This is a genomic window from Nonomuraea sp. NPDC050227 (assembly GCF_044459705.1).
Classification (GTDB): Bacteria; Actinomycetota; Actinomycetes; order Streptosporangiales; family Streptosporangiaceae; genus Nonomuraea.
This window is the reverse complement of the sequence record NZ_JBITJF010000012.1, coordinates 209,181-235,432: the sequence shown is the minus strand read 5'-3', so window position 1 is coordinate 235,432 and position 26,252 is coordinate 209,181. Positions and strand designations below refer to the sequence as shown.

Below are 26,252 nucleotides of genomic sequence, written 5' to 3'. Positions count from 1 at the left end.
CCCTGCTCGTGCCCCTGCCCCTGCCACCCGGCCCTGCCCGTGACACCGGGACCAGCCCCGCCCCTTACGCCGCCCTGACCGGCCCCTGCCCCTCCAGCCGGCCCAGAGGGAGCACCCCCCTCCTAAACCGAGAAGCTGGCGGTCACAGCTCGCCGTAGCGGGTGGGGGGGCAGGTGGGGTCGAGGCGGTCGGCGGTGCGGCGTAGGGAGTGTGCGAGCCGCGCCCGTACAGCCACCCGCTCCGGATCCCGCCTGCGCGGCGCCCCCGGCAGGGCCGCGTCGAGCGAGTCGCGGAACCCCATCGCCGTCCGGTGCGCGAGAACCTGCATGGCATCCATGTCTCTCCTCCTTAATCAATTAAGAGCTTAATCAATTAAGAACGCACCGGCAAGGCCGTTCGATACGGTGGGACGATGGCAAGGGTCACCCTGCAGACGATCGCCGACAGGCTCGGCGTGTCCCGCGCCACCGTGTCGTACGCCTTCTCCCGGCCCGACCAGCTCAGCGACGGGCTGCGGCGGCGCATCCTGGAGGTGGCCGACGAGCTCGGCTACGCGGGCCCCAACCCGACGGCGCGCTCGCTCCGGCTCGGCCGCGCCGGCGCGCTCGGCCTGCTGTTCAGCGAGACGCTGGCCTACGCCTTCGCCGACCCGTACGCCCTCGGGTTCTTCCAGGGCCTCGCCACGGCGGCCGAGGAGGCGGGCGTGGGCCTGCTCATCCTGCCGCTGCCGCACGGCGACCGGCGCAGCGACACCGTGCGCGACGCGGTGGTCGACGCGTTCTGCGTGGTCTCGCTGCCCGACGGCCATCCGGCGCTGGCCGAGGTGCTGGCCAGGAAGCTGCCCGTCGTGGTGGTGGACGAGCCGTACGTGCCCGGCCACCCCTTCGTCGGCATCGACGAGCCCGCCGCCGGAGCCGCCGCCGCCGCGCACGTGCTCGGCCTCGGGCACCGGCGGGTCGCGGTGGCCATGGTCGGCCTGCACGACGACGGCCACACCGGCTGGGCCGACCGCGCCCGCCAGGAGGGCGCGGTGTTCGCGGCGATGCGCGCCCGGCGCGGCGGCTACCAGACGGCCTGCGAGCAGGCCGGCCTCGACTGGGACGACGTGCCCTTCTACGAGGTCGCCAGGAACTCGCGGGAGGCGGGCAGGAAGGCCGGCCACGCGCTGCTGCGGCTGGACCCCCGGCCCACGGCGATCCTGACCAACACCGACGTGCTCGCCCTCGGCGTCCTCGACGCCGCCGCCGACCTGGGCCTCGACGTGCCGGGCGAGCTGTCGGTCGTCGGGTTCTCCGACAGCGCGGCGCAGGAGGCGGGGCTCACCACGATCCGGCAGGCCAAGCAGGAGATCGGGGAGGCGGCCGGGCGGCTGCTGCTGTCGGGGGCGGCGGCCCGGCCGGAGCGGCGGCTGTTCCCTTACGAGCTGATCGTGCGGGCCTCGACCGCGCCACCGCCCAGCTGACCGCCCAGCTGACCGCTTAGCTGACCAGGGTCGACCCTCTGCGGGTCTTGCCCACCTTGAGCTGCACGGGGATCCGGGTGCGCAGCTCGCCGACATGGCTGACGATGCCGACCGCGCGTCCGCCGTCGCGCAGCCCGTCGAGGATGTCGAGCACGTCGTCGAGGGTGTCCTCGTCGAGGGTGCCGAAGCCCTCGTCCACGAACAGCGTGCCGACCTCCGCGCCGCCCGCCTCCGCCGTGACCACGTCGGCCAGGCCGAGCGCGAGCGCGAGCGAGGTGATGAAGCTCTCGCCGCCCGACAGGGTCGCCGGGTCGCGGTCGACCCCGGTCCAGGCGTCGGCCACCTTCAGGCCCAGGCCGCCGCCGGACCGCGCCCGGGATCCGGCGGTCTTGCGCAGGTCGTGCCGGAGCAGGTAGCGGCCGGACGACATGTGGTCGAGGCGCTCGTTGGCGGCGTCGACCACCTGCCTGAGCCGCTCCCCCAGCACGAACGACGTCAGGCTCATGTTCCACTGGTTGTCGCCGGACGTGCCCGAGGCCAGCGCCGCCATGCGTTCGGCCAGCCGGTGCCGCTCGGCCGCGGGACGCCACCGCTCGATGCGCGCGGCCAGCTCCTCGCGCAGCTCGGCGAGGCGGGCGGCGCTGGCCGCCGCGCGGTCGCGCTCGCTCGCCAGCCGGGTGTGCGACTCCTCCGCCGCGTCTCTGGCGGCCTCGGCGGCCGCCAGATCGGGCGCGGGCTCGGCGGCCGCGGCGATCAGCTCGGGGTCGGCGAGCAGGGCGGTGACGGCGGCGTGCTGGTCGTCGAGCCGCCGCAGCAGCTCCGCCTTGCCCTCCCGCTCGGCCGGGCTCCGGTACGCCTCCTCGGCCTCCCGCACGTCGGCGAACCCCGCCTCGGCCGCCGCCCGCCCGGCCGCCTCGGCCGCGGCGTCGAGCTCGGCGGCCGCCGCGACCGCCGCCCTGGTGGCCTCCAGCGCCTCGCGCAGCAGCTCGGCCTCGTCGTGCAGCCTGGACAGGCGGGCCGTCAGGGTCAGGTCGCCGCCCCGGGCCGCGTCGAGCCGCGCCCCCAGCCGCCCGGCGTCCGCGCTCAGCTCCTCATGTCTGGTACGGCCGGCCGCCACCCGCGCCGCGATGCGGCGTCCGCGCTCCTCCAGCTCGGCACGTTCGCGGCCGAGCGCGGCCACCTCGGCCGCCAGCCCCGCCTCCTTGGCCGCCACCGCGGCCAGCCGCCGCAACTCCTCCTCGGCCGCGGCCAGCACCCGCCTCCCGTCGACCCCGTCCGGGGGCTCAGGAAGGGCGTCTGCCGTGAGCGGGCGCTCGGAGAGGAGGGTCTCGGGGTGCAGGGTCTGGGCGAGACGGGTGTGCAGACGGGTGCGTTCGGCGGTGAGCCGGGTGCGGTGGGCGTGGTGGGCGGCGAGCGCCTCGGCGATCTCCCTGGCCCGGTCGCGGACGTGGTCACGGTCGCCTTCGAGGCGGTCGAGCGCGTCGGCGAGGGCGGGCTCCCGGTCGGCGACCGACCGCAGCCGGGCCAGTTCCTCCTCGGCCGCGAGCACGTGCCCGGCCGCGGTGTCGGCGGACAGCCCATCGGTGGCCTCCGAGGCGTCGGCGAGCCGGGACTCGACGGAGGCCAGAGCGCGTTCGGCGGCCTCCCGGTCGGCGGCGGCCGCCTCGTGGGCGGCCTCGGCGGCGTGCTCGTCGTCGGGCGAGGGCGCGCTGGGGGCCGCGGCGGCGGGCACGGGGTGGTGCTCGGAGCCGCAGACCGCGCACGGACGCCCGTCGGTCAGGTCGCGGGCCAGCTCGGCCGCCATGCCGTCGATCCTGGCCTGACGCAGGTCGAGCCAGCGTTCGCGGGCCTCCTGGGCACGGTCCACCAGCACCTGGTGGGCGGCGGCGGCCGACTCCAGCTCGGCGGCCAGGGCGTCGCGGCGGTGGGCGGCCTCCAGGACGGCACGGGCGGCGTCGAGACGGGCGGCGGCGGCCGGCACGGCCGCCGCCTCGGCGCGCACCTCGGCCAGGGCGGCGCCAGCCGCGGCCAGCCGGGCGGGCAGCTCTGCCTCGGCCGCCGCCACCTCGGCCTCGCGCCGGGCCAGCGCCTCCAGCTCACCGGCCAGTGCGGCGAGCTCCCGGTCGACGTCGATCAGGTCGGCGGCGGCGTCGCGTACGGCCTGGGCCGCCGGGATGCGCGCCGCGGCCACCCGCGCGCCGGCCAGCCTGTTCTCGGCGTCGGCGATCAGGCCGGGCAGGACGGCGAGCCGCGCGGCGGCGGTCTCGTCGGCGCTGACCAGCTCGGCCAGCTCCTGCGCCACCCGCGACAGGTCGCGCCGGACGACCGACAGCCGGGCCTCCTCGGTGAGCAGCTCGGACAGCCGGGCCAGCTCGGCGCGGCGCTCCCGCTCCAGGCTCTCCAGCTCCTCCACCGACGGCTCCGCGCCGCTCGCCGGCCCCTCGACGCCTGGCGTGGATCGGCGGGTGAGGAGGGGACGGGCGCGGGCCAGGGCGTCGGCGACCATGGCGCGGGCCTTGGCGGCGGCCTCGGCGCGCTGCCCGGCGGCCGTGATGAGCGGGAGCACGCGGTCGGCGCGGGCGGCGTCGTCGATGACGGCCTGGAGGTCGGCGCGTTCGTCGGCGCGTTCGTCGAGGGTGCGGCGCAGGGTCAGGGCCTCGGCGTGGCGGCGGCGGCGGTCGGCGAGGGCGGCGGCCTGCTCGAAGCGCGACCGCGCCGCGCGTACGGCGTCGCCCGCGGCGGCGTGCCGCTCCTCGCACCGGTGGACGACGGCCCGCGCCGCGTCCAGCAACGCGCCGGCCCATCCGAGCGGATCGTCCGCCGCCGACGGCAGCCCCCTGTCCCCGGCGCCGCCGTCCGGCGCGGAGGCGAGGACGGGCCCGGCGGCCTCCTCCAGGCGTTCGACGGCGAAGGCGACCTCGCGCCCCAGCTCCTGCTCCTCCCGCCCCGTGGCCCGCCGCCGCTCGGCCAGCCACGCCTCGGCCTGGGTGAACACCTTGACGGTGAACAGCCGCTCCAGCAGCCGGGCGCGGTCGTCGCCGTCGGCGCGCAGGAACTTGGCGAAGTCGCCCTGCGGCAACATCACCACCTGGCAGAACTGCTCGGCGTTCATCCCGAGCAGCCCGCCCACCAGGTCGCCCGCCTCGTCGAGCCGGGTCGTGAGCCCCTGCCAGGCGGCCCCGCGGCGCTCCTCGACGATGACCTTGGCCTTCTCCTCGGTGAACCCGGCGCCGCGCAACTTGGGACGCTGCCACGACGGCGACCGCCGGATGCGCAGCGAACGGCCCCGGATCGTGACCTCCAGCGTCACCGAAGGGCCGGCGCCGGCGGGCGCGTGGTCGCAGCGCAGGCTGCGGGCGCTGTTGCGCTGGCCGGGCACGACGCCGTAGAGGGCGAAGCAGAGCGCGTCGAGGATCGTGGTCTTGCCCGCCCCGGTGGGCCCGTGGATGAGGAACAGGCCCGCCTCGGTGAGGGCGTCGAAGTCGACCGTCTCGGTGCCGGGGAAGGACCCGAAGGCCGTGAGGGAGAGCAGGTGCGGCCGCATCTACGCCATCGTCTCCTTCATCCGCGACGCCTCGACCGCCTGTCTCAGCAGCTCTTCCTCCTCGGGCGCGGCGGGCTCGCCGCGCACCTCGCGGACGAAGTCGAGGGCGACCTCGGCCTCGGGCCGCCCGCTGACCCGCACCGGCCCGGCGGCGGGCGCCGCGCCCACCGGGTCGAACGCCAGGGCGAGGGCGTGCGGGAACCGGGCCCGCAGCCGGTCCATGGCCTGCTTGGGACGGACGGCGTCGGTCAGGGTGATCTGCAGCCAGTGGTCTTCGTAGGCGGCGAAGGCGGGCAGGGTCAGCAGGTCGTCGAGGTCGCCGCGGAGCCGCCCGACCGGCCGGGGCACGGGCGCGGGCACGAACTCCGCGCCCGAGCCGAGCGTGACCAGCCAGCAGCCCTTGACATGGCCGGTCTCGGAGAAGGAGTAGGCCAGCGGGGAGCCGGAGTAGCGCACGGTCTCGGACATGCGCTGCCGCCCGTGCAGGTGACCGAGAGCGACGTAGTCGACGCCGTCGAAGGCCGACAGGGGGACGTGGGACACGCCGCCCACGCTGATGTCGCGCTCGCTGTCGCTGGCCTGCCCACCGGTCACGAAGCAGTGGGCCAGCACGACGGCGGCCCGATGGCGGACGGCGTCGGCCCGGACGCGGCTCATCGCGTGGGAGATCGCGGCGGTGTGGCCGCGGTCGGGCAGCTGCCAGGGGGTGCGCACCAGCTCGGGCTCCAGGTAGGGGATGCCGTAGAAGGCGACGTCGCCGACCAGCACCGGCTCCCACGACTGCCCGGGCTCGGTGCGGACGTGCACCCCCGAGGACTCGAACAGCGCCGACCCGAACCCCAGCCGCAGCGCCGAGTCGTGGTTGCCGCTGATCAGCACCACCCGCGCCCCGGCGGCGCGCAGGCGGGCCAGCGCGTCGGAGAGCAGGGCCACCGCGTCGACCGGCGGCAGGGCGCGGTCGTAGACGTCGCCGGAGACGGCCACGACGTCGACCCGCTCGGCGCGCACCGTCTCGACCAGGTGGTCGACGAACGCGGCCTGCGCCCCGAGCAGGCTCTCCCGATGGAAGGAGCGCCCGAGGTGCCAGTCGGAGGTGTGCAGGATCCGCATGTCGCAGGAAGCTAACATCTCTCACCGACAAATGCGGCCCCTCCCGTCACAGAAGCCGGGAGTAGGCTGGATGATCAGCGGGCAAACCAACGCACATGGGGAGGCCGATGCGCACTGGCCGTGGCACCTTGAGCGTCGCCGCCGGCCTGGTGCTGGTGGCTCTCGCGTCGGTCGGCTACGTGTTGCCGCCCGCGTTCGACCCGCCGCCGCTGAAGGCGGATCCGGCGTTCGCCGCGATTCCCCCGCAACCGGCCGACGAGCTGCGCCGGGTGGTGGCGGCCGCCCCCGTGCGGCGGGAGGAGATCTCGCTGCCGGCCGAGGGCCAGCGCCTGGAGGGCACCTTACGCGTGCCGCTCTCGCCCGGCCCGCACCCGGCGATGGTGTTCGTGTCGGGGTCGGGCAACGGGTCGCGGACGGAGTTCACGCCGCAGGCGGAGTTCCTGGCCAGGGCGGGCGTGGCGACGATCGCGTTCGACAAGCGGACGGTCGGCTACGACTTCCGCGACCGCGACTTCGGGCTGCTGGCCGACGACGCGCTGCGCATGGTGGAGTACCTGCGCACCCGGCCGGAGGTGGACGCCTCGCGCGTCGGGCTGTGGGGGGTCAGCGAGGGCGGCTGGGTCGTCCCGATCGCGGCGGCGAAGAGCGCGGCGGTGGGCTTCGCGGTGCTGGTCTCCTCGCCGAACGTCTCGCCGCTGCGGCAGGTCGCCTGGGCCCTGAACGAGCAGCTGCTGCGGCTGCACGCCCCCATCGGCGCCCGCGACCTGCTGACCAGGGCGATGGGCGGCGTCGGCTTCACCTTCCTGCGTTACGACGCGATGCCGGCCTTACGTCAGGTCAAGCAGCCGGTCCTGGCGTTCTACGGCACGACCGACCCCTCGATCCCCTTCGTGGAGTCCACCAAGGCGCTGGTCACGGCGCTCACGGAGGCGGGCAACGACCGGTACACGATCCGCTTCATGGACAAGGGCGACCACGCGATGCGGGTCAACGGCGGCCCGTTCACCAAGGGCTACCTGGAGACGCTGGCCAACTGGATCACCGGCCTGCCGGGCACCGCCAGGCCGTCGGCGCACATGGCGGGCAGCACGCCGGTCCAGCGGTTCGAGGCCAGCGACGTGCCCGCGGCCCCCTGGTACGCGGGCGGCACGATGCTCGGGCTGACCATCTGCCTGGCCGCCGTCGGGTACGTGGCCGGCCCGGTGGCGGCGATGGTCGTCCGGCTGCGCGGCCACGGCAGGGAGCCGGTCGAGACCAACGCCCGGCTGTGGCCGCCGATCAGGCGCAGGCTGCGCAGGATGGCGTGGACGGGCCTCGGCCTGCTGGCCTCGGTCGTGGCGTTCATCATGCTGCTGGTGCTGTTCTCGGTGAACCAGGCGGGCGCCTGGCCGGCCGTGCTGGCGGGCTGGCTGGTGGTCCGCGTGCTGGCCGCGCTCATGCTGGTCCAGGAGGTCACGGCGGTGGCCGCGTACGTGTCGGCGCTGCGCGAGGGCATGCAGCCCACCCGGTGGCAGTACGTGGCGATCGGCGGCGTGCTCGGCGGCACCGGGCTGCTCCTGGTGGCGGCGGCCTACTACGGCCTGTTCTCGTTCCCCTGGTAGGAAGTGCCCTGGGGGGAAGTGCCCTGGTAGGCGTTCATCCAGCGGTCGAGCTCGGCGAAGACCTGCTTGCGCGCGGGCTCGGCCGACAGCACCAGGTCGTGCACGCCGTCCTGGATGCGCACGCAGGTGACGTGGGGGCCGATCGCGGTGGCCCAGCGGGCCATGTGCTCCGGGTCGAGCACGATGTCGGCCGAGCGCGCCTCGGGCACGAAGTCGCGTACCCGCAGGCCCGTGGAGGAGGCCAGGACGAGCACCGGCACGTCCACCGCCAGCCCGCGGTGCAGCCGCCGCTGGGCCCGCCGGATGGCGGCCAGCCACATGCCGTGCACGGAGAACCCGACCAGCGGCTTGAGTTCGAGGTCGTAGTCCCATTCGCCCTGTTCGGTGCGGTGCAGGCTCTGGCCGTAGGCGGTGCTGATGCCGAGGGGCAGCGGCCGCCGGACGTAGGACATCGGGGTCTTGAGCAGGTCGGCGGCCAGCCGGAGCGGGGCCGGCACGTTGAGGTCGAGGAACGGGCTGTTGAGCACGAGCCCCTGCACCAGGCCCCGGCCGCGGACCCGGTCGGCCCACAGCGCGGTGATCAGGCCGCCGGTGGAGTGGGCGTTGACGGTCAGCTCGTCGTGGTCGCGGCGGATGAGCCGGACTGCCTCGTCGATCTCGGGGAAGTAGTCGGTGACGCTCCTGATCAGCCCCCTGGTCTGGTGCGGGAGCAGTGAGCGGCCGTACTTGCGCAGGTCGAGGGCGTAGAAGTCGATGCCGCGCTGGACGTAGTGGTCGGCCAGATGGTCCTGGAAGAAGTAGTCGGTGAACCCGTGGACGTAGAGCACCGCCCTGCGCGAACCGGCCTTCCTGGAGATCAGGGTCGCGACGACCTCGCCCTCGAAGTCGGGCTGCATGGGGAGAACGGTGATCTCGTACATATCAGACAGAATATGGATTGTCCGGCCATGTGGGGACGCCGGGCGGAAGGTCGGTGCTCACCTTCATCGGGAAGTCGGCCGGACGCTTCTCCAGGAACGCCGTCACCCCCTCCACCGTGTCGGCCGCGCCCCCGAGTTCGGCCATGAGCCTGGAGTCGGCGGCGTGCGCCTCCCACGGCGAGGCGGCCGACAGGCCCGACCACATCAGCCTGCGCACGGCGGCGACGGAGACGGCCGAGGTGTTGTCGGCGATCTCGCGGCCCAGCGCGTACGCGGCCGGCAGCAGCTCCTCGTCCGGCAGCACCCGCGAGACCAGACGGCCCTCCAGCGCCTCGGCGGCGGGGAAGACCCGGCCGGTCACCGCCCACTCCATGGCCCGGGAGATGCCGACCACCCGGGGCAGGAACCAGCTCGACGCCGCCTCCGTGACGATGCCGCGCCGGGCGAACACGAACCCGAACCTGGCGCTCTCGGCGGCCAGCCGGACGTCCATGGGCAGCGTCATCGTGACGCCCACGCCCACCGCCGGGCCGTTGATCGCGGCGATGACGGGCTTGAGCGAGGCGGCGATCCGCAGCGCGACCGTGCCACCGCCGTCGCGCGGCGCGCCCTCGACCAGCTCGGCCGGCTCGGCCTCCGCCCGGTGGCCGAACGTGCCCCCGCCGCCGCCCAGGTCGGCCCCCGCGCAGAAGGCCCGCCCGGCTCCCGTGACGACCACCGCGCGCACGTCGTCGTCGGCGTCGGCGAGGTCGAACGCGCTGATCAGCTCGGCGCGCATGGTCAAGGTGAAGGCGTTGAGCCGCTCGGGGCGAGACAGTGTGATGGTGGCGACGCGATCGGCCACGTGGTACGCGATCTCGGAGAAGGCCATGACCCGAATCTTATTCGGTTACCGATGTTCACCCTCCGATAAAGACATATTTCGCATCCAATGCGTAGGCTGCCCGCGCTGTCCGTGCCTGCGGGTTACGGTGGAGTTCGGGGAACGGGGATGCCGTGCAGGGTAAGGAACCGGTGAGCGCGGGAGCGGTCCTCGGCTGGCTGGCGCTCTCGGCGCTGGCGCCCGGGGCCGCCCATCTGCGCGCCGGCCGGCGCACGGCCGGCCTGATCCTGCTGTCGTGCTACTTCGCCGGCCTGCTGGCGCTGCTGGCACTCGCGCTGACGACCGACAACCTGCTGGGCTCGCTGACCCAGGACTCGTGGCTGACCGCGATCGTCGTCGGAGCCGCGGCGCTGGGCGTCGCCTGGTTCACGGTGATCGTGCACTCCTTCGTGGTGCTGCGTCCCGGGCGACTGCCGCAGAACGGCCAGATCCTGGCCGGCACCTTCGCGGGGCTGCTCGCCGTCGCCGTGGTGGTGCCGTTCGGGCTGGTCGCGCAGAACGTGTGGACGTCCCAGCAGACCCTCGACGACATCTTCACCGGCCCCGAGCCGGCCGAACCCGCCGTCCCGGCCGGGCAGGAGCCGCCGCGGGACCCGTGGGCCGGGCGGGACCGGGTCAACATCCTGCTCCTCGGCGGCGACGCCGACGACAACCGCACCGGCGTGCGCACCGACAGCATGAACGTGGCCAGCATCGACGTGAAGTCCGGCAACACCGTGCTGGTCAGCCTGCCGCGCAACCTGGAGAACGTGCGCTTCCGCCCCGGCACGCCCATGGCCCAGCGATTCCCCGACGGCTTCCGCCTGCCGCCCGACCCCGGCGGCGGCCGCAGCGACCTGCTCAACAGCGTCTGGGAGTACGCCGACGCCCATCCGGAGATCTTCGGCGGCCGCCGGCAGCAGGGCCCGCAGGTGCTCATGGACACCATCGGCTACACCCTCGACCTGAAGATCGACTGGTACGCCCTGGTCAACATGTGGGGCTTCGCCCGGCTCATCGACGCCATCGGCGGCATCACGCTCACCGTCGAGCAGGACGTGGTGTTCGGCAAGTACAACGAGGGCCTGGTCAAGGCCGGCACCAGGAAGCTCAAGGGCGCCGACGCGATGTGGTACGCCCGCTCCCGCACCTTCAGCGACGACTACACCAGGATGCGGCGGCAACGCTGCGTGCTCGGCGCGCTGCTGGACCAGGCCGACCCGGCGACCGTGCTGGTCCGGTTCAACCGGATCGCGCTGGCCGCCAAGGAGCTGATCAGGACCGACATCCCGCGCTCGATGCTGACGAACCTGGTGCCGCTGGCGCTCAAGGTCAAGAACGCGAAGGTGACGAGCCTGCAGTTCGTGCCGCCGCTGATCCGCACCGGCTACCCCGACTGGGACAAGATCCGCCGGCTGACCGCCAAGGCCGTGCGCGACTCGGCCGCGACCACGTCCGCCGTCGCCGCCTCGGCGACCCCGTCGGCCACCCCGTCGGCCACGGCATCGCCCACAGGCGACCCCTCGCCCGTGAAGTCCGGCAAGCCCTCCGCGCCGCCGACCAAGGGGCTCACCGAGGGATGTGGCGCGGGTTGAGCCGGACGCCCTGACGACCCCGGTCACGGATGGCATGCTGGGGGACCCGGCAAACCTGGAGGAGATTCGCGATGTCCCACCCCCTCGGCAGCTCGCCCGCCGTCCGGCGCACCCCTCTCGACGCCGAGGAGAGAGTGCGGGCCGAGGCCGGTTTCGTCCCCCTGGTGGCCCAGCAGCTGGCCGAGAACGGCCGGTTCAGGGTGAGCGCCGACAGCGCCGAGCTGGTGGAGGTGTTCCAGGGGGTCGCCCGCAAGGTGGGCGAGCTGCTCGGCCGGCCGGTGGTCAGCTACTCCAACGGCCGGTACATGGTGATCACCTTCGCCCAGGACTCACCGGTGGGCTGAGGCCGCACTGCGGTCAAGCAGGGCGCGCAGGATCCGGTGGGGGTGCGTCCAGAGCAGCGCGCCGCCGGCGCCGGGCACGACGTGCCGCACGGCTCCCGGGATGCGGGCGGTCAGGCCCTCCCCCAGGTCGGGCGAGTGGGTGGCGTCGTGCTCGCCGTACCAGACGTCGACCGGCGCCGTGATCGACGACAGGTCGACGCCCCAGCGGCCCATCGCCAGGACGGTGTCGCGGGCGTAACCGGCCGGCCCCTGCGCGAACGCCTCCGCCAGCGCCTCGCGGTATCCGGCGGCGAACTCGGGCCGCTGGTAGACGGCCAGGTCGCAGGCCGGGCTGCCGCCCATCACCAGGTCCCACATCGCCTGCGGGGTGAAGCCCGCGAAGATCCGCTCGGCGGCCTCCGGGTCGTGCGTGGACAGGTCCGTCAGCTGCCGCAGCTCGGCGGGCAGCGCGCCGGCGAAGCGGGGGTCGGCCACCTCGTCGGCGGCCGAGACCAGGGCCAGCGCGCCGGTCACGCCGGCGGCGGCACAGGCGAGCGCGAACGGCGCGCCCTGCGAGTTGCCCACCATGGCCGGACGCCCGAGGCCGCGCAGCCCGGCGAAGACCTCGACGTCGGCGGCGAACCCGGCGAACGTGCGGCCCGGCGCGGGGGTGGAGGCGCCCAGGCCGGGCCGGTCCAGGGAGATCAGGCGCACGCCGAGGTCGTCGGGCGCCGCCGCGCCCATGCCGAGCCGGCGGCTGGTGGCGGCCCCCGGGGAGAGCAGGACCGGCCTCCCGTCCGGCGGCCCCCACTCGGCCCAGCCCAGGAGGCGGCCATCGGGCAGCCGTTCGGCGCCCGTGCGGGCAGGAGGTGCGACCAAGGTGTTCATGCGCCCATCATCCCGTGCGCACCTGGGGGTGCTTCCACCGGTTTTCCGTGGCACGCCGGGCCGCCCGGCAGGTGAATCCGCAGGTCATCCTGCACACTGGGCTTGTGCTCATCGATCTCGTTCCGCCCTTCGAAGGGCGTCACTGTGAGACGACCACCGCCGGCACGCTGCTGCGGCACGCGGGCGTGGAGCTGTCGGAGGCGATGCTGTTCGGGCTGGGCGAAGGGCTGAGCTTCATCTACTGGGACAGCGGCTCGCTGGACGTCCCGCTGATCGGCGGACGGGTCAAGCCGCACGCGCTCACCGAGAAGCTGGCCGCCGCGCTCGGGTTCACGCTGGACACGCAGGAGACCTCCTCCCCCATCACGGCCTGGTCCAACGTCCGCCGCCACCTCGACGAGGGCACCCCCGTCGGGATCCGGCTCGACTGCTTCCACCTCGACTACATCAGGACGCCCTACCACTTCGGCGGCCACTACGTGGCGATGGTCGGCTACGACGAGGGCCACGCCCACCTCGTGGACACCGCCCAGCAGGGCACCCGCAACCGGGTCCCGCTCGACTCGCTCGAACGGGCCCGCGCGGCGACCGGGCCGATGACGGCGCACAACCTGTCGTACACGCTGGGGCCGTGCGCCGAGCCCGACCTGCCGCAGGCCGTCAGGACGGCCGTCCGGTCCACCGCCGCCGCCTTCCTCAACCCGGCGATGAGGAACATCGGCTACCGGGGCATCGAGCAGGCCGCCGCGCTCATCCCCACCTGGCTGGAGCGCGGGCCGACCGCGCAGCTCACGCGTACGGCCAACCTCATGGAGCGGGGCGGCACGGGCGGCGCGTTCTTCCGCAACCTCTACACCGAGTTCCTGGCCGAGGCCCAGATGATCGCGCCCGGCAAGGCCCTGGAGACGGCCTGCCAGGCGTACATGGCGCTGGCGCCCAAGTGGAGCGAGGTGGCCGACCTGCTGGCCCAGGCCGGGGAGACCGGCCGGCAACAGCCGCTCGACCAGGCGGGGACGCTGCTGTACGACCTGGCCGTGCGCGAGCGGCTGGCCATGGAGACGCTGTACGAGGCGGCGTAGCGGGAGCGGGGACCGGCGGGGTCAGCGGGGGTCAGCGGGGCGGCGGAAGGTGGCACGCCAGCGGTGGCGTCCGCCGTCGCGCAGGTCCTCGATCCGCTCAGCCGTCAGCCCGCCGGTCGCGAACGCCGCGATCTCCGACGCCGTCAGCGGCCACGGCGGGGCGCCGACCGGCCCGCCGTCCTCGCGGCCGGACGCGATCACCAGCAGCGTGCCTCCGGGGCGGACGAACCCGGCGACGCTCTCGGTGGCGCGGGCGTGCAGCTCCTCCGGGAGGGCCTGCACGGTCATGATCTCCACCACCAGGTCGAAGGCGTGCCGCCAGGCGGCGGGCGGGTCGAGCAGGTCGGCGGTCACGTAGTCGACCGGGCTGTCCGGGAACCGCTCGCGGGCCAGGCGCACGGCCGACGCGCTCACGTCGAAGGCGACCGTCGCGTGACCGAGGGCCGCCACGTGCTCGGCGTCGTCGCCCAGGCCCGCGCCCACCACGAGCGCCCGCCCGCCGCCGGGGCCGCGTCCGGCGGTCCACTCCACGAGCAGGAAGTGCGGGGTGCGCGAGTCCCAGGGCACGATCGCGTCGCCGGTCGCCGACTCGGCGTAGAGGTGCTCGAACCAGCCGGTCGGGTCGTCGGCGGCCAGCGATCGGGCGGCCAGCCGCCTGGCGTCGGCGTCAGGGTCGCGCTCGGTCATCGGCACTCCGGGTACATCATGCGGGCCGGTCATGCGTGGAAGGACTCCTTGGCCAGGCGGCCGAGGCGGGTCTCGTCGATGGTGTGGCCCAGGCCGGGCTGGGTGAGCGGGACGGCGATGACGCCCGCGTTCGCGCCCACCAGCGGCGTGACGATCTGGTTCTGCTTCGGCGGCTGGGTGACGTCGCACGGCAGCGTGCAGCCGGGCAGGCTGGCGACCGCCACCGTGGCCGCCCTGGCCAGGCCGGCTCCCTGGCCGCCCGCGCACTGGATGTCCCAGCCGGCGGCGGCGGCCCGGTCGTGCGCCCGCCGGGCCTCCGACAACGACGGGAAGGCGGTGGGGCGCAGCAGGAGCACCCTGGCGGCGCGCAGGGTCAGGTAGTCGTCCAGCTCGGCGGTCGAGCGCACCTCAACAGCGACCGAGGCGGCCACGTCGTCCTGGAGCGCGGCGTGCGCGTGCACGTCGCCGAGCGGGAAGGGCCGCTCGATGACCTCCAGGCCGTAGGAGTCGAGGGCGACGAGCTGGCCGAGGTCGGTGTAGGCGTTGCCGCCGTCGACGGCCAGGGTCAGGGCGGGGTAGGCGCGCCGGACCGCGCGTACGGGCTCGACGTCCCAGCCGGGCCTGATGTCGAGGGTGACGTGCCCGTAACCGGCGCAGACCTGCTGGTTGACGCGGGCGACCAGGCTCTCGACGGACGGGTCGGGCGCCAGGCGCACGGTGGCCATCACCGAGGTGCGGGTGCCGCCGATCGCGTGCGCGAGCGGCACGCCGCGCATCCTGGTCCACAGGTCCCAGCAGGCCATGTCGACGGCCGGATCGCCGCTCGGCACGGCGTCGGGGTGTTCCCAGTCGACGCCGATCAGCAGCGCGGCCAGCGACTCCTCCAGCCGCGACCAGGCTTTGGGCTCCGGCGAGACGGCCTCGCCCCAGCCGGTCATGCCGCCGTGGTCGGTGAGCTTGACGAGCAGGCTCTCCGACCTCGCGCCGTACGGCAGGACCAGCCGGAAGACCTCCAGCTCCCGCACTCGCGGCATGAACCCCCCTTAAGCCATGACGAGAGAGTCGTCGCGCCTGGTGAAGGCCATCCACGCCGATGCGTTTGGCAGCGTTCTCAGCACTATGACGTTCTCATCACTATGACGCGGTCCCTTCCATAGTGCCTGCCTTGGCGGACTGCACAAAACGGGGGGCCAGCACGACGGCCAGGACGGCGAGCACGACGGTGAATCCGAGACCCACGGCGTAGTTCTCGCCCGTGGCGGTGAACAGGGCGCCGCTGACGGCGACGGCCACGACGGTGAACACCGACTCGCCGACGCCCACGGCCGCGCTGTTCTGCCCTTCCTCGCCCTCCTTGGACATCTCCAGCACCAGCACGGACACCGTGGGGTGCAGCGCGCCGATGCCGAGGCCGGAGACGGCCATGGCGACGTAGGCGACCGCGATGGGCAGGGAGTCGACGAGCACGAGCGAGACCAGCGCGATGCCGACGGCGATCATCGCGGCGCCGCCGCGGATGGCGACCATGTGGCTGATCGTGCCGCGGCCCTTGATCCAGGAGCCGGTGGACCAGCCGAGCGCCCCCACCGTGAGGACGACGCCCGCGCCGGTGGCGGTCAGGCCGCGCTCGTTCATCAGCATGAGCGGGATGAGCACCTCGGCGGCCATGAGCGAGCCGTAGGCCAGGCCGCGCAGCACGGGGGCGGTCGGCAGGCCGCGGGCGGCGCGCAGCGAGCCGGGCAGCAGCAGCTTGGGCAGGGCCACGGCCAGTAGGACGACGCCGGCCACGAGCAGCGGCAGGCCGGCCAGCTTCAGGGCGCTGCCGTACTGGATGAGGGCGGCGGCGACGGCGGTCAGCGTGGCCCAGACGAGCTTGCGGCCGAGGCCGGGGGCGGGTTCGGCGGAGCCGCGCTCGGCCGCACGGCCCGCGGTGCCGCGCCACAGCAGCAGCGCCGCGGGGATGACCAGCGCGGAGACGCCGAGGAAGATCCAACGCCAGCTCACGTTCTCCACGACGAACCCGGCGATGGCCGGGCCGATCATGGAGGGCACCACCCAGGCGGCCGAGAACAACGCGAACACCTTGGGATGCATGGCCCCCGGGAAGACCCGGGCGACCAGCACGTACAGGGAGACCTGGATCAGCCCGGCGCCGAGCCCCTGGACGAACCGCCCGGCGACCAGCGCCTCCATCGTGGGCGCGAACCCGGCGACCAGCAGCCCGGCCACGAAGGCGACCACGCCGACGGCGATCGGCTGCACCGGCCCCCGCACGTCGCTCCACCTGCCGCCGAGCACGGTCGCGATCACGCTGGCCGCGAGGGTGGCGCTGAAGGCCAGGTTGTACAGGGACATGCCGCCAAGGTCGCGGGCCACGATCGGCATCGCGGTCGCCACCGCCATCGCCTCGAAGGCCACCAGCATGACGAGCGCGACCAGGCCGACGCTGAGCGCCCGGTACTGCGCGGACAACACCCCGGCCGGGGCCGGGGCGACGTCCTCGATCGGATCAACAGTCGTAGTCATGACGGTAAAGCTACGAGCAAGCCCGGACCGGCACATCGGGCGCGGGGCCTAGGCAATTGGGCCTAAGGCATGCGCGACTCGATGCCGTCGAGCAGCAGTTCCAGGCCGTAGCGGAAACGTTCCTCGCCGCCGGCGGCGACCAGGTCGTCGATGTGCTCGACCAGGTAGGGGAAGCGGTCGCGGGGCAGGGCGCGGTAGTAGTCGGCGACCTGGCTGACGAAGGAGGCGAAGTACTCCTCCTGCGAGGACACGCCGGCGGCGCGCATCCGGCTGATGTGCACCGAGCCCTCGTAGGCGTCGCCGATGAGGTAGAGGGACAGGCGGTCGAGGCACAGGGCGGCCTCGCGCGGCGGCATGCCGGCCTCCACCAGCAGCCCGTAGACGAACTCGCCGGTGCGCAGCGAGTTGCCGCCCGAGGGGATGTTCGCCAGGGCCGCCCTGGCGACGTCGGCGTGCCTGTTCAGCACCCGGTAGACCTCCAGCGCGTACGACCTGAGCTGGTCCTTCCACTGGCCGGGGTCGCGCTCGGGCAGCCGGATCTCGCCGAGCACCCGGTCGTAGACCAGTTCGAGCAGCTCCTCCTTGTTGGCCACGTGCGCGTACAGCGAGGCGGGGCCGGTGTCGAGCTCCTGGGCGACGCGTCTCATGCTGAGCGCGTCGAGCCCTTCGGCGTCGAGGACGCGCAGCCCGGTCTCGACGATGAGGTCCTGGCTGAGCTGCCGCCTGATCTGCGGTTGCTTGCGGGACTTGCGCCACGGCGGCACCGGCACGGCTTCTTCCTTGCTCCCCATGGCGAACACTGTACTTGACACGAACGGTGTTCGCCACTAAAACGGTGTTCGTAAACGAACAGTGTTCGTACCTAAGAACGGCGTTCTGAAGGAGTTCCTGTGACAGTGACCAATGCGGGGCAGGCCACGGAGGCCGTCGCGCCCTACCGGTGGCGCTGGGCCGCCCTTTTCGTGATCCTGGCCGCCGAGGTGATGGACCTGCTCGACGCGCTGATCACCACGATCGCCGCCCCCACCATCCGCGCCGACCTGGGCGGCAGCGACAGCCTCGTGCAGTGGCTCGGCGCCGGTTACACACTGGCCATGGCCGTCGGCCTGGTCACCGGCGGGCGGCTCGGCGACCTGTTCGGCCGCAAGCGCATGTTCCTCATCGGTGCCTTCGGCTTCACCGCCGCCTCGCTGCTGTGCGGAGTGGCGGGCAGCCCCGAGATGCTCATCGCCAGCCGCGTGCTGCAGGGCCTGTTCGGCGCCGTGATGTTGCCGCAGGGGCTGGGGCTGATCAAGGAGATGTTCCCGCCGCAGGAGATGGGCAAGGCGTTCGGCATGTTCGGGCCCGTCATGACGATCTCGTCGGTCGGCGGCCCCGTGCTGGCCGGCTGGCTGGTCGACGCCGACTTCTTCGGCACCGGCTGGCGCATGATCTTCCTGATCAACCTGCCGATCGGCCTGGCCGCCGCCGTCGCCGGCATCCGCTTCCTGCCCGAGTACCGCCTCTCGAACGCCACCAGGCTCGACCTGGTCGGCGTCGGCCTGGTCTCGGTCGCCGGATTCCTGCTGATCTACCCGCTGATCCAGGGCCGCGAGCTCGACTGGCCCGCCTGGACGTTCGTCTCGATGGCCGCCTCGCTGGTCGTCTTCGCCCTGTTCGGCCGGTACGAGTCGCGCCGCGCCGCGTCCGGCAAGGACCCGCTGGTCACGCCCAGCCTGTTCCGCAAGCGGGCCTTCTCCGGCGGACTGGTGGCCGGTCTGGCGTTCTTCTCCGGCATGATCGGCCTCAGCCTGGTCTTCAGCATCTACATGCAGGCCGGCCTGCACTTCAGCCCGCTCAAGGCGGGCCTGGCCAGCCTTCCCCAGGCGGTCGGCGGCGTGCTCGGCTTCGGCCTGGCCATGTCCGGGCTCCAGGAGAAGCTGGGCCGCGGGCTGCTGCAGATCGGCGTGGTCGTCATGGCCGCAGGCGCGGCCGTGCTCGGGGTGACCATCCAGCTGGCCGGCACCGACGTCGGCGTCTGGCAGCTCGCCCCCGGGCTGGCGCTGGTCGGCATCGGCATGGGCCTGACCATGGCGCCGTTCTTCGACATCGTGCTGGCCGGCGTCGAGCCGCACGAGTCGGGGTCGGCCTCGGGCACGATGACCGCCGTCCAGCAGCTCGGCGGCGCGCTCGGCACCGCCGTGCTCGGCACGCTGTTCTTCAACCTGCTCAAGCAGGAGTGGAGCTTCGGCTCGGCGATGCAGGTGACCGTCTGGGTCGAGGTCGGGCTGCTGGCCGTGACGTTCGCCCTGTCGTTCCTCATGCCGCGCAAGGCCCGCCCCGAACAGGCCGGCCACTGAGCGCCGGCCCGGCCGCGGCTCCCCTGCGGGGGTGGAGCCGCGGCCGTCCGCGCGCCCCCGCTCAGGTGCCGACGTGGCGTTCGGCCCAGCGCGCGATGTCGCGGCGTTCGATGGCGGCGGCCATGAGGTCGGGGAAGGCGTCGGGGGTGCAGGCGAACGCGGGCACGCCCATCGCGGCCAGCGCGGCGGCGTTGTCGTGGTCGTAGAAGGGCGCGCCCTCGTCGGAGAGCGCGAGCAGCACGATCACCTGCACGCCGGCCTGGGTCATCGCCGCCACCCGGCGCAGCATCTCCTCGCGCACGCCACCCTCGTACAGGTCGCTGACCAGGACGAAGACGGAGTCGGCCGGGCGGGTGACGAGGCCCTGGCAGTAGGCGATCGCCCGGTTGATGTCGGTGCCGCCGCCGAGCTGGGTGCCGAACAGCAGCTCGACCGGGTCGTGCAACTGCTCGGTCAGGTCGACCACCGCCGTGTCGAACACCACCAGCGACGTCTTCAGCGACCGCATCGAGGCCAGGACCGCCCCGAACACGCTGGAATACACCACCGAGGCCGCCATCGAGCCGCTCTGGTCGATGCAGAGCACCACCTCGCGCTGCACCGACCGCTGCCGGCGCGCGTAGCCGACGAGCCGCGACGGGACGACCGTGTTCCGGTCGGGCAGGTAGTTCTTGAGGTTCGCCCGGATCGTCCGGTCCCAGTCGATGTCGGCCACCCGCCTGGGCCGGTGGGTGCGCGCCGAACGGTCGAGCGCGCCCGTCACCGCCGCCCGGGTGCGGTCGGCCAGCCGGCGTTCGAGCTCTTCGACGACCTTGCGCACCACCGCCCTGGCCGACTCGCGGGCCTGCGCGGGCATCACCCGGTTGAGCGCCAGCAGCGTGCCGACCAGGTGCACGTCGGGCTCCACGGCCTCCAGCATCTCCGGTTCGAGCAGCAGCCGGGTGAGGTTCAGCCGCTCGATCGCGTCCTTCTGCATGACCTGGACGACCGTGGACGGGAAGTACGTGCGGATGTCGCCCAGCCAGCGGGCCACCCGCGGCGCGGACGCCCCGAGGCCGCCCTCGCGCCGGCTCTGCCCCTCGCGGCCGTCGTGGTCGTAGACGGCGGCCAGGGCCGCGTCCATCTGCGCGTCGGCACCCTGCAGGGCGCAGCCGGTGCCGTCGGCGTCGCCGCCCCCGAGCACCAGCCGCCACCTGCGCATGCGCTCATCCACGGTCTCTCCCGATGATCGCCAGCACGGTCGCCACGGCTCCCGCCGCGCGCCGCTCGTCGATGCCCGGCTCGTTCCCGTCGCCGGTGCCGCCGGTGCCGCCTGCGCGGCCCGCCGCGCTCACCCGCTCGCCGACGGCCCGCCGCTCCGGCACGGCGAAGCCGCCGAACGTGCGGCGCAGCAGCGGCAGCACGTCGGTGAACTGGTCGGCGGGCAGCGCGGTCAGCCAGGCGTCGACCAGGCCCAGCAGGCGCGGGTCGTGCACCAGGAGCAGGCCGCCGCCGGACAGGAACCCCTCGACCCAGGCCGCCGCCCTGACCGGGGTCTGCCCCCGGGACATGGCCCTGGACATGCGGTCGCCCGCGTCGGCGAGCTCGCCGCAGTCGAGCAGGACGCGGGTGAGCCGGCCCTCGATGAGCCCGTGCAGGTCCTGCCGGTCGGCGATGCCCCGCAACGTGCCCAGCCACCGGGCCCGCGGCGAACCGCCCGCCCCGCCCTCGCCGTCCGCGTCCCCCGCGCCACCGCCGCCGTCCGCGTCCGCCGCGGGACCCTCGCCGTCCGCGTCCGCCGCGTCGCCGCCGCCGTCCGCCCCGGCCCCGTCGGCCCCGTCGGCCGCGTCGGCCGCGTCGGCCGCCATGGGCGGCGGCGGGGCGGTGGGGGGTTCGGTGAGCAGGGCGACGGCGGCGTGCACGGCGTCGACGTGTTTGAGCAGCTCGGCCGCCGCGTCGTCGTCGAGCGCGGTGACCGCGACCGGCAGCCCGACGCAGATCCGGTCGAGCATCGAGCGCACGATCACCGCCAGCCCCTCGGCCGAGGTGCCGCGCACGTCGCCGTACCGGTGGGCGCGGACCATCGCGGGCAGCGCCGCCATCAGCTGGGTGACGTCGGTGTCCAGCGCCGCCTTGGCCGACAGCGCGGCGAGCACGCCGGGCAGCGCCTGCGGCAGGTCGGCCAGCAGGCACTGCTCCACCAGCGCGGTCAGGTCGGCGAGCGCCGCCGACGCGGCCCCGGCCAGGTCGCGGGCGCGCCGCGCGGCCGCGGCGGCGACGGTGGTGCCGAGGGCGGCGTGCTCGATGAGCGCGAGGTCGTGCTCGGGCCGCCACTGCAACGTCCAGGACTCGCGGAACGTGCCCTTGCCGCGCGCCTGCCCCGGCGTGCCCCAGCCCACCTCCAGCAGCCGCAGCCGGTGCAGCAGGTGGCTGCGCTCCAGGTCGAGCGGCTTGCGCAGGTCGAGGTCGAGCTCCCGGTCGAGGGCCTCGGGCCGCAGCTTCAGCCGCCGCCGCTGCTCGCGCAGGTCGCGCTGGAGCGGGACCATCGGGGTGCCGTCGGTGACGTGGCCGAGCCGGTCGCCGACGACCATCCGCCGCTGGATCAGCTCGACGGCCAGGTCGTCGCCCTCGCACAGCACCGCCCTGGCCGCCTCGGTCACCTCCCCCAGCCCGGCCAGCGGCCGGCCGCGCAGCCCGGCAAGGGTGTCGGCCAGGCGGACGGACTCGATGACGTGCGCGGAGGAGACCGGCAGCCCCTCCTCGCGCAGCACGGCGGCGGCCTCGGTGAGCCAGCGCTCGACCGGCCGGTCGGGGGCGGTGAACAGGTGGTGGTACCAGCCCGGCGAGGTGATGCCCGCGCCGTAGCCGCTCCAGGAGGCCAGCCGCCCGTACGTCCAGGGCACCCACGTCAGCTCGGCCTTCACCTTCGGCATGCCGCGCAGCAGCGCGTTGTCGGCGGCGGCCGGGGGCAGCGGCCCGGCGAGCGCGGGCACGTGCCAGGCGCCGCAGACCACCGCGATCGTGCCGAACCCCTCCTTGATCGCGGCCCGCAGCGCCTTGCGCATGTACGCCTCGCGCCTGGCCTCCCGGCCGGCCGGGACGTGGCCCTCGCGCACGGCGGCCATGGCCTCGGCGATCACCTCGAACGGGGTGTCGCCGCGGTGCTCGACGACGTCCTCCCACCAGCGTTCCGGGTCGTCGTGCCCGGCCGCGGCGGCCAGCGCGCCGATCGGGTCGGCCCGCAGCCCGTCGCCGGACTCGTCGTGCTCCTCGTCGTGTTCATCGTCGTCGGCCAGGGAGTGGGCGGCGGGCAGGTCGCAGAAGCGCACCGGGACGCCGGCCGCGACGCCGTACAGGATCGCCTGCCATTCGGGCGAGAACTGCGCGAACGGCCAGAACGCGGCCCTGGCCGGCGCGCCGGGCACATGCGCGAGCAGCGCGACCGGCGGCTCCAGGTCGGGGGCGAGTGCCACGATCGCGTCGGCCTCCGGCGGCCCCTCGACGAGGATCGCGTCGGGGCGCAGGCGTTCGAGCTCGCGCCGCAGCGCGCGGGCCGAGCCGGGGCCGTGGTGGCGCACGCCCAGCACGGAGACGGCGCTCATGACACCTCGCGGCAGGCGCGGTAGAAGTCGCGCCAGTCGGGACGCTCGCGCACCACGGTCTCCAGGTACTCGCGCCACACCACCCGGTCGGAGACCGGCTCCTGCACCACCGCGCCGACGATCCCGGCCGCGACGTCGGAGGGCCGCAGCACGCCGTCGCCGAAGTGGGCGGCCAGCGCGATGCCGCTGGTGAGCACCGAGATCGCCTCGGCGGTGGACAGGGTGCCGCTCGGCGACTTGACCTTGGTCCGGCCGTCCTCGGTGACGCCGGCGCGCAGCTCGCGGAAGACGGTCACCACGCGCCTGATCTCGGCCAGGCCGGTGGAGGTCTCCGGCAGCTCCAGCGAGCGGCCGAGCTGGGTGACGCGGCGGGCGACGATGTGCACCTCCTCCTCGGCGCTGGCGGGCACGGGCAGCACGACGGTGTTGAACCGGCGGCGCAGGGCGCTGGACAGCTCGTTGACGCCCCGGTCGCGGTCGTTGGCGGTGGCGATGACGTTGAAGCCGCGCTCGGCCTGGACCTCGCGGTTGAGCTCGGGGATCGGCAGCGTCTTCTCCGACAGGACGGTGATCAGCGCGTCCTGGACGTCGGAGGGCATGCGGGTCAGCTCCTCGACGCGGGCGACCCGCCCCTCGGCCATGGCCCGCATCACCGGCGAGGGGGTCAGCGCCTCGAACGAGGGGCCCTCGGCCAGCAACCTGGCGTAGTTCCAGCCGTACCGGACGGCCTCCTCGGCGGTGCCCGCGGTGCCCTGGACGAGCAGCGTCGAGTCGCCGCTGACGGCGGCGGCCAGATGCTCCGACAACCACGTCTTGGCCGTGCCGGGCACGCCGAGCAGCAGCAGCGCGCGGTCGGTCGCGAGCGTGGCGACGGCGACCTCGACGATGCGGCGGGCGCCGACGTATTTGGGGGTGACGCGGTCGTCGTCGCCCAGGATGTAGCGGGTCACCGCCCACGGCGACAACTTCCAGCCGGGGGGCCGGGGGCGGTCGTCGTCCTTGGCCAGGTAGGCCAGTTCCTCGGCGTACTGGTCTTCGGCGTGGGGACGCAGGACGGTCATGCGAGCTCCTTGTACATGTCGGCACGGAAACGCAGGAGGGCGGCGACCTGCTGGATCGGCGCCACCGGCGAGTAGCTCTCAGCCAGCGGGAACAGCGCGGGGTCGATGTGCTCGCCCGCCAGCTTGACCAGCTCGCCGAGGTTCCACGGCTGGACGGCCGCCACCTTGACGATCTTGTGCAGGACGGCCGTGGCCAGGCCCTCCCGCCAATGGGACGACACGCCGCCGAGCACCATGATCAGCTGGCTGTCGAGGTCGTGCTTGTGGACGAAGCCCGCGGCGAGCTCCTGCTGCTCGGCGGGCGGGAGCGCTTCGAGCAGGTCGGCGATCGGGTCCCAGCCGAACATCGCGCGCGCCCACTCGGGGTCCTTCTGCAGCACCGCGGCCCGGACCCAGGCGGCCTTCACCTCGGCGTCCCAGTCGGGGATGCGCATCTTCAGCAGCGCGGACGGCGGCCGGCCCCAGAAGCCCAGCGGGGCGCGGGCCAGGATCTGCTGCAGCCACCAGGCCCGCTCGCCGATGCCGCGCGGCGGCTTGGGACGCACGCCGTCGCGCTCCATCGCCCGGTCGCACTCCAGGGGCGCCTCGACGGCGATGGCCGAGCCGGAGATCGACACGCAGGCGCGGGCCCGCTCGGCCATGCGCCTGGACAGGCGGGAGCCGGGCAGCCGGGTCAGCAGGTTGGCGGCGGCCTGGCGGACCTCCCGGCGGCGGTCGTCGAGCGCGGCCTCCAGGAACGGCTCGTCGCCCATGGCGAGCCCGTCGGCCAGCAGCTCGACGAACTCGGCCCGGTCGTCGGGCGTCTCCCGCTCCCAGGTGCTCTCCAGCAGTTCCCTGGCCGCGGCGGGGTCGGCGGCGCGCAGGGCGCGCAGGTGGGCGCGGCGGTCGGCGGGGCCGCCGAGCTCCCAGGTCTCGCCGGTGGGCTCCTCCAGCAGGTAGCCCCACGCCGGGTTGAGGCCGGCCAGCCAGCGGCCGCGCTGCCCGGCCAGCACGCCCAGGTGGGCGCGGATCGAGCGGTCGCGCCGGCCTCGTTCGAGCAGGTCGGGCAGCACGTCGCAGGGCACCCTGCGGCCGGTCGCGGCGGCCGCGGCCAGCCATTCGGGCAGCAGGCGGTCGTAGTCGCCGCCCATGATCCGGACCAGCCGCTCGGCCGCGCGCCTGCCCACGGCGGGCAGCTCCTCGGCCGGGGCGGGGGACGGCGGCGCGACCTCGACCGGGCCGCGGCCCGCGCGCCGCCGGGCCGTCTCGACGGCGGCGTCCGCCAGCAGGTCTCCCCGGTACGGCCTGCGGTCGGTGCCCACCAGGGCCGTCGAGGCCAGGTCGTCCCAGGTCACAGGAGCACCGCCGTTCCGTCGTCGTCGTAGGTGGTGAGCGGGCGCAGGCCCTGCGGCGTCCATTCGGCGGCCAGCGTGACGGGACGGCCGCCCGAGACGGCGATCAGCCGCCAGGGGTCGCGGGCCCGGGGATGCAGCGGCAGCCCGCCGACCGCCGTGCGGCCGGGGACGACGCCGGCCAGCACGAGCGGCCACGACTCGGTCCAGGGATCGTCGGCCAGCACCCGCGCCACCTCCTCCAGCGCCTCGCCGGCCGGCACCCCGGCCGGCAGGGCGCCCTCGCCGGGAAGGGGGTCGGTGTCGTGGCGGGCGGCGACGAGGGCGCGCAGGGGCGCGGCGCCGGGGTAGAAGGCGAGGTCGGCGTCGATCGTGGCGCCCGTGACCAGCGAGGCGTCGAGGGCCTGGCCGGGCGGGGCGAAGGAGAGGATCAGCGCCGCCCGGCCGGTGGCGCGGCCCTTGAGCCAGACGCGGCGGGCGGTCAGCCGGTCGTGCTCGTCGTCGCGGCGGCCGAGCACGTGCCAGTGGTCGCGCACCGCCGGCCCGGCCAGCACCTCTTCCCGGGTGACCGGGAAACCGGTGCGGATGCGGACGGTCTCGGCCAAGGGCGCGGGCAGCTCGGCGCGGCGGCGGTGGGCGACGGCGAGCAGGTTGATCAGCGCGTACTCCTCCAGGAGCCGGCCGGGCCAGTCGTCCTCCGCGCGCACCTGGGTCAGCCGGGACACCAGGCCGGCGACGCCGGGGGCCTGGGCGTCGATGAGGCGCTTGGCCAGGCCGTCCCAGTCGTGCTCGGCGGAGGACGCGAGGCCCTGGCGGATCTGGTCGGCCAGCCAGCGCTCCAGCTCCGCCAGCCCGGCCCCCACCCGCGCCTGCCGCACCGACTCCGCCTTCCCCACGCCCGCCGCCCCAGCCCCAGCCCCAGTCGTGGGCGCGGCGGCATCGTCGCGGGAGGTCTCGGCGCGGGCCGCGGACCTGGCGGCGCGCTCGGCGCGGCCGTCGAGCCACTCGGTGACCCACTGCGGCGCGGCCTCCTCGGCGGGCACGCCGTCGGCCGACCACAGCAGCAGCAGGCCCAGCGCGTGTTTGCAGGGGAACTTGCGGCTGGGGCAGCTGCACCGGTAGGCGGGCTCGGTCAGGTCGACGCACGCCAGGTAGGGCTTGGACCCGCTGCCCGCGCACTCGCCGTAGAGGACGCTGCCCGTCGTGCCGCGCGAGGACCACTTGCCCGCCGCGGCCACCCCCTGAGCCGCCTTCCTGGACGACGCGTCGGGGGCGAGGGCGAGCACCTGATCAAGGCTCCACCGTTCGATCACCTGCCGCAGACTAGCCAGGCCGACCGACAG

General features: G+C 74.5%; 21 protein-coding genes. 6 read left to right on the top strand and 15 right to left on the bottom strand.

Features of this window, described 5'->3' with window-relative positions:
- Window positions 1-142: 142 nt before the first annotated feature.
- Complete coding sequence (locus tag ACIBK9_RS38900) at window positions 143-337, bottom strand: hypothetical protein (protein WP_352357102.1); 195 nt, start codon at window positions 335-337, stop codon at window positions 143-145.
- A 75-nt stretch (window positions 338-412) separates the two neighbouring features.
- Here ACIBK9_RS38900 and ACIBK9_RS38895 point away from each other — a divergent pair, with 75 nt between their 5' ends.
- The gene (locus ACIBK9_RS38895) at window positions 413-1,462 is read left to right on the top strand and encodes a LacI family DNA-binding transcriptional regulator (RefSeq protein ID WP_358285102.1); all 1,050 of its coding nucleotides are present in this window, start codon (window positions 413-415) and stop codon (window positions 1,460-1,462) included.
- A gap of 16 nt (window positions 1,463-1,478) precedes the next feature.
- On the opposite strand, the gene ACIBK9_RS38890 is transcribed toward ACIBK9_RS38895, so the two are convergent.
- Both ACIBK9_RS38890 and ACIBK9_RS38885 read right to left on the bottom strand, forming a co-directional pair.
- Window positions 1,479-5,006 carry an AAA family ATPase gene (locus tag ACIBK9_RS38890; protein ID WP_397163786.1) on the bottom strand — a complete coding sequence of 1,176 codons (3,528 nt, stop codon included), beginning with the start codon at window positions 5,004-5,006 and terminating at the stop codon, window positions 1,479-1,481.
- A complete protein-coding gene (locus tag ACIBK9_RS38885; RefSeq protein ID WP_397163784.1) occupies window positions 5,007-6,116 on the bottom strand; it encodes an exonuclease SbcCD subunit D in 1,110 nt (369 codons plus the stop codon).
- Between the two features lie 107 nt (window positions 6,117-6,223).
- Here ACIBK9_RS38885 and ACIBK9_RS38880 point away from each other — a divergent pair, with 107 nt between their 5' ends.
- The gene (locus ACIBK9_RS38880) at window positions 6,224-7,717 is read left to right on the top strand and encodes an alpha/beta hydrolase family protein (RefSeq protein ID WP_397163783.1); all 1,494 of its coding nucleotides are present in this window, start codon (window positions 6,224-6,226) and stop codon (window positions 7,715-7,717) included.
- On the opposite strand, the gene ACIBK9_RS38875 is transcribed toward ACIBK9_RS38880, so the two are convergent.
- Window positions 7,690-8,637, bottom strand: coding sequence for an alpha/beta hydrolase (locus tag ACIBK9_RS38875; RefSeq protein WP_397163782.1), 948 nt, complete (start codon window positions 8,635-8,637; stop codon window positions 7,690-7,692). The genes ACIBK9_RS38880 and ACIBK9_RS38875 overlap by 28 nt on opposite strands.
- Before the next feature lies 1 nt (window position 8,638).
- Complete coding sequence (locus ACIBK9_RS38870) at window positions 8,639-9,508, bottom strand: enoyl-CoA hydratase-related protein (protein ID WP_397163781.1); 870 nt, start codon at window positions 9,506-9,508, stop codon at window positions 8,639-8,641.
- Window positions 9,509-9,651: 143 nt separating this feature from the next.
- Between ACIBK9_RS38870 and ACIBK9_RS38865 the strand changes: the two genes are divergently transcribed.
- Both ACIBK9_RS38865 and ACIBK9_RS38860 read left to right on the top strand, forming a co-directional pair.
- Window positions 9,652-11,094 (top strand): LCP family protein, encoded by a 1,443-nt coding sequence (locus ACIBK9_RS38865; protein ID WP_397163780.1) that lies wholly within the window; start codon window positions 9,652-9,654, stop codon window positions 11,092-11,094.
- Between the two features lie 71 nt (window positions 11,095-11,165).
- Window positions 11,166-11,438, top strand: a complete 273-nt coding sequence (locus ACIBK9_RS38860) for a hypothetical protein (RefSeq protein ID WP_358285066.1) — start codon at window positions 11,166-11,168, stop codon at window positions 11,436-11,438.
- Here the strand turns inward: ACIBK9_RS38860 and ACIBK9_RS38855 are convergent.
- Window positions 11,424-12,305 (bottom strand): alpha/beta fold hydrolase, encoded by an 882-nt coding sequence (locus tag ACIBK9_RS38855; RefSeq protein WP_397163778.1) that lies wholly within the window; start codon window positions 12,303-12,305, stop codon window positions 11,424-11,426. The two genes, ACIBK9_RS38860 and ACIBK9_RS38855, sit on opposite strands and share 15 nt — an antisense overlap.
- 104 nt (window positions 12,306-12,409) lie before the next feature.
- Between ACIBK9_RS38855 and ACIBK9_RS38850 the strand changes: the two genes are divergently transcribed.
- Window positions 12,410-13,384, top strand: coding sequence for a BtrH N-terminal domain-containing protein (locus ACIBK9_RS38850; protein ID WP_397163777.1), 975 nt, complete (start codon window positions 12,410-12,412; stop codon window positions 13,382-13,384).
- 21 nt (window positions 13,385-13,405) lie between these two features.
- Here the strand turns inward: ACIBK9_RS38850 and ACIBK9_RS38845 are convergent, their stop codons facing one another.
- From ACIBK9_RS38845 to ACIBK9_RS38830, 4 genes are all read right to left on the bottom strand, one after another.
- Window positions 13,406-14,071 carry a class I SAM-dependent methyltransferase gene (locus ACIBK9_RS38845; RefSeq protein WP_397163775.1) on the bottom strand — a complete coding sequence of 222 codons (666 nt, stop codon included), beginning with the start codon at window positions 14,069-14,071 and terminating at the stop codon, window positions 13,406-13,408.
- 29 nt (window positions 14,072-14,100) lie between these two features.
- Window positions 14,101-15,105 (bottom strand): enolase C-terminal domain-like protein, encoded by a 1,005-nt coding sequence (locus ACIBK9_RS38840; protein ID WP_357964663.1) that lies wholly within the window; start codon window positions 15,103-15,105, stop codon window positions 14,101-14,103.
- A 100-nt stretch (window positions 15,106-15,205) separates the two neighbouring features.
- Window positions 15,206-16,597, bottom strand: coding sequence for an MFS transporter (locus ACIBK9_RS38835; RefSeq protein WP_397163773.1), 1,392 nt, complete (start codon window positions 16,595-16,597; stop codon window positions 15,206-15,208).
- A 62-nt stretch (window positions 16,598-16,659) separates the two neighbouring features.
- On the bottom strand, window positions 16,660-17,388 hold the full coding sequence (locus tag ACIBK9_RS38830; RefSeq protein WP_387664298.1) for a TetR/AcrR family transcriptional regulator C-terminal domain-containing protein: 729 nt from the start codon (window positions 17,386-17,388) through the stop codon (window positions 16,660-16,662).
- A 99-nt stretch (window positions 17,389-17,487) separates the two neighbouring features.
- On the opposite strand from ACIBK9_RS38830, the gene ACIBK9_RS38825 reads away from it, so the two are divergent.
- The gene (locus ACIBK9_RS38825; protein ID WP_397163771.1) at window positions 17,488-18,936 is read left to right on the top strand and encodes a DHA2 family efflux MFS transporter permease subunit; all 1,449 of its coding nucleotides are present in this window, start codon (window positions 17,488-17,490) and stop codon (window positions 18,934-18,936) included.
- Between the two features lie 61 nt (window positions 18,937-18,997).
- On the opposite strand, the gene ACIBK9_RS38820 is transcribed toward ACIBK9_RS38825, so the two are convergent.
- From ACIBK9_RS38820 to ACIBK9_RS38800, 5 genes are read right to left on the bottom strand one after another with little or no spacing between them, the layout of a single operon-like run.
- Entirely contained in the window at window positions 18,998-20,137 is a 1,140-nt protein-coding gene (locus ACIBK9_RS38820) for a VWA domain-containing protein (RefSeq protein ID WP_358285975.1), read from the bottom strand.
- 4 nt (window positions 20,138-20,141) lie between these two features.
- Window positions 20,142-22,517, bottom strand: a complete 2,376-nt coding sequence (locus tag ACIBK9_RS38815; RefSeq protein WP_397163769.1) for a DUF5682 family protein — start codon at window positions 22,515-22,517, stop codon at window positions 20,142-20,144.
- Window positions 22,514-23,578 (bottom strand): AAA family ATPase, encoded by a 1,065-nt coding sequence (locus ACIBK9_RS38810; protein ID WP_352323438.1) that lies wholly within the window; start codon window positions 23,576-23,578, stop codon window positions 22,514-22,516. Before ACIBK9_RS38810 ends, ACIBK9_RS38815 begins: the two co-directional genes overlap by 4 nt.
- A complete protein-coding gene (locus ACIBK9_RS38805; protein WP_397163768.1) occupies window positions 23,575-24,912 on the bottom strand; it encodes a DUF5691 domain-containing protein in 1,338 nt (445 codons plus the stop codon). Before ACIBK9_RS38805 ends, ACIBK9_RS38810 begins: the two co-directional genes overlap by 4 nt.
- The gene (locus ACIBK9_RS38800) at window positions 24,909-26,222 is read right to left on the bottom strand and encodes an SWIM zinc finger family protein (RefSeq protein WP_397163766.1); all 1,314 of its coding nucleotides are present in this window, start codon (window positions 26,220-26,222) and stop codon (window positions 24,909-24,911) included. The genes ACIBK9_RS38805 and ACIBK9_RS38800 overlap by 4 nt, the downstream gene beginning before the upstream one ends.
- Window positions 26,223-26,252 lie beyond the last annotated feature (30 nt).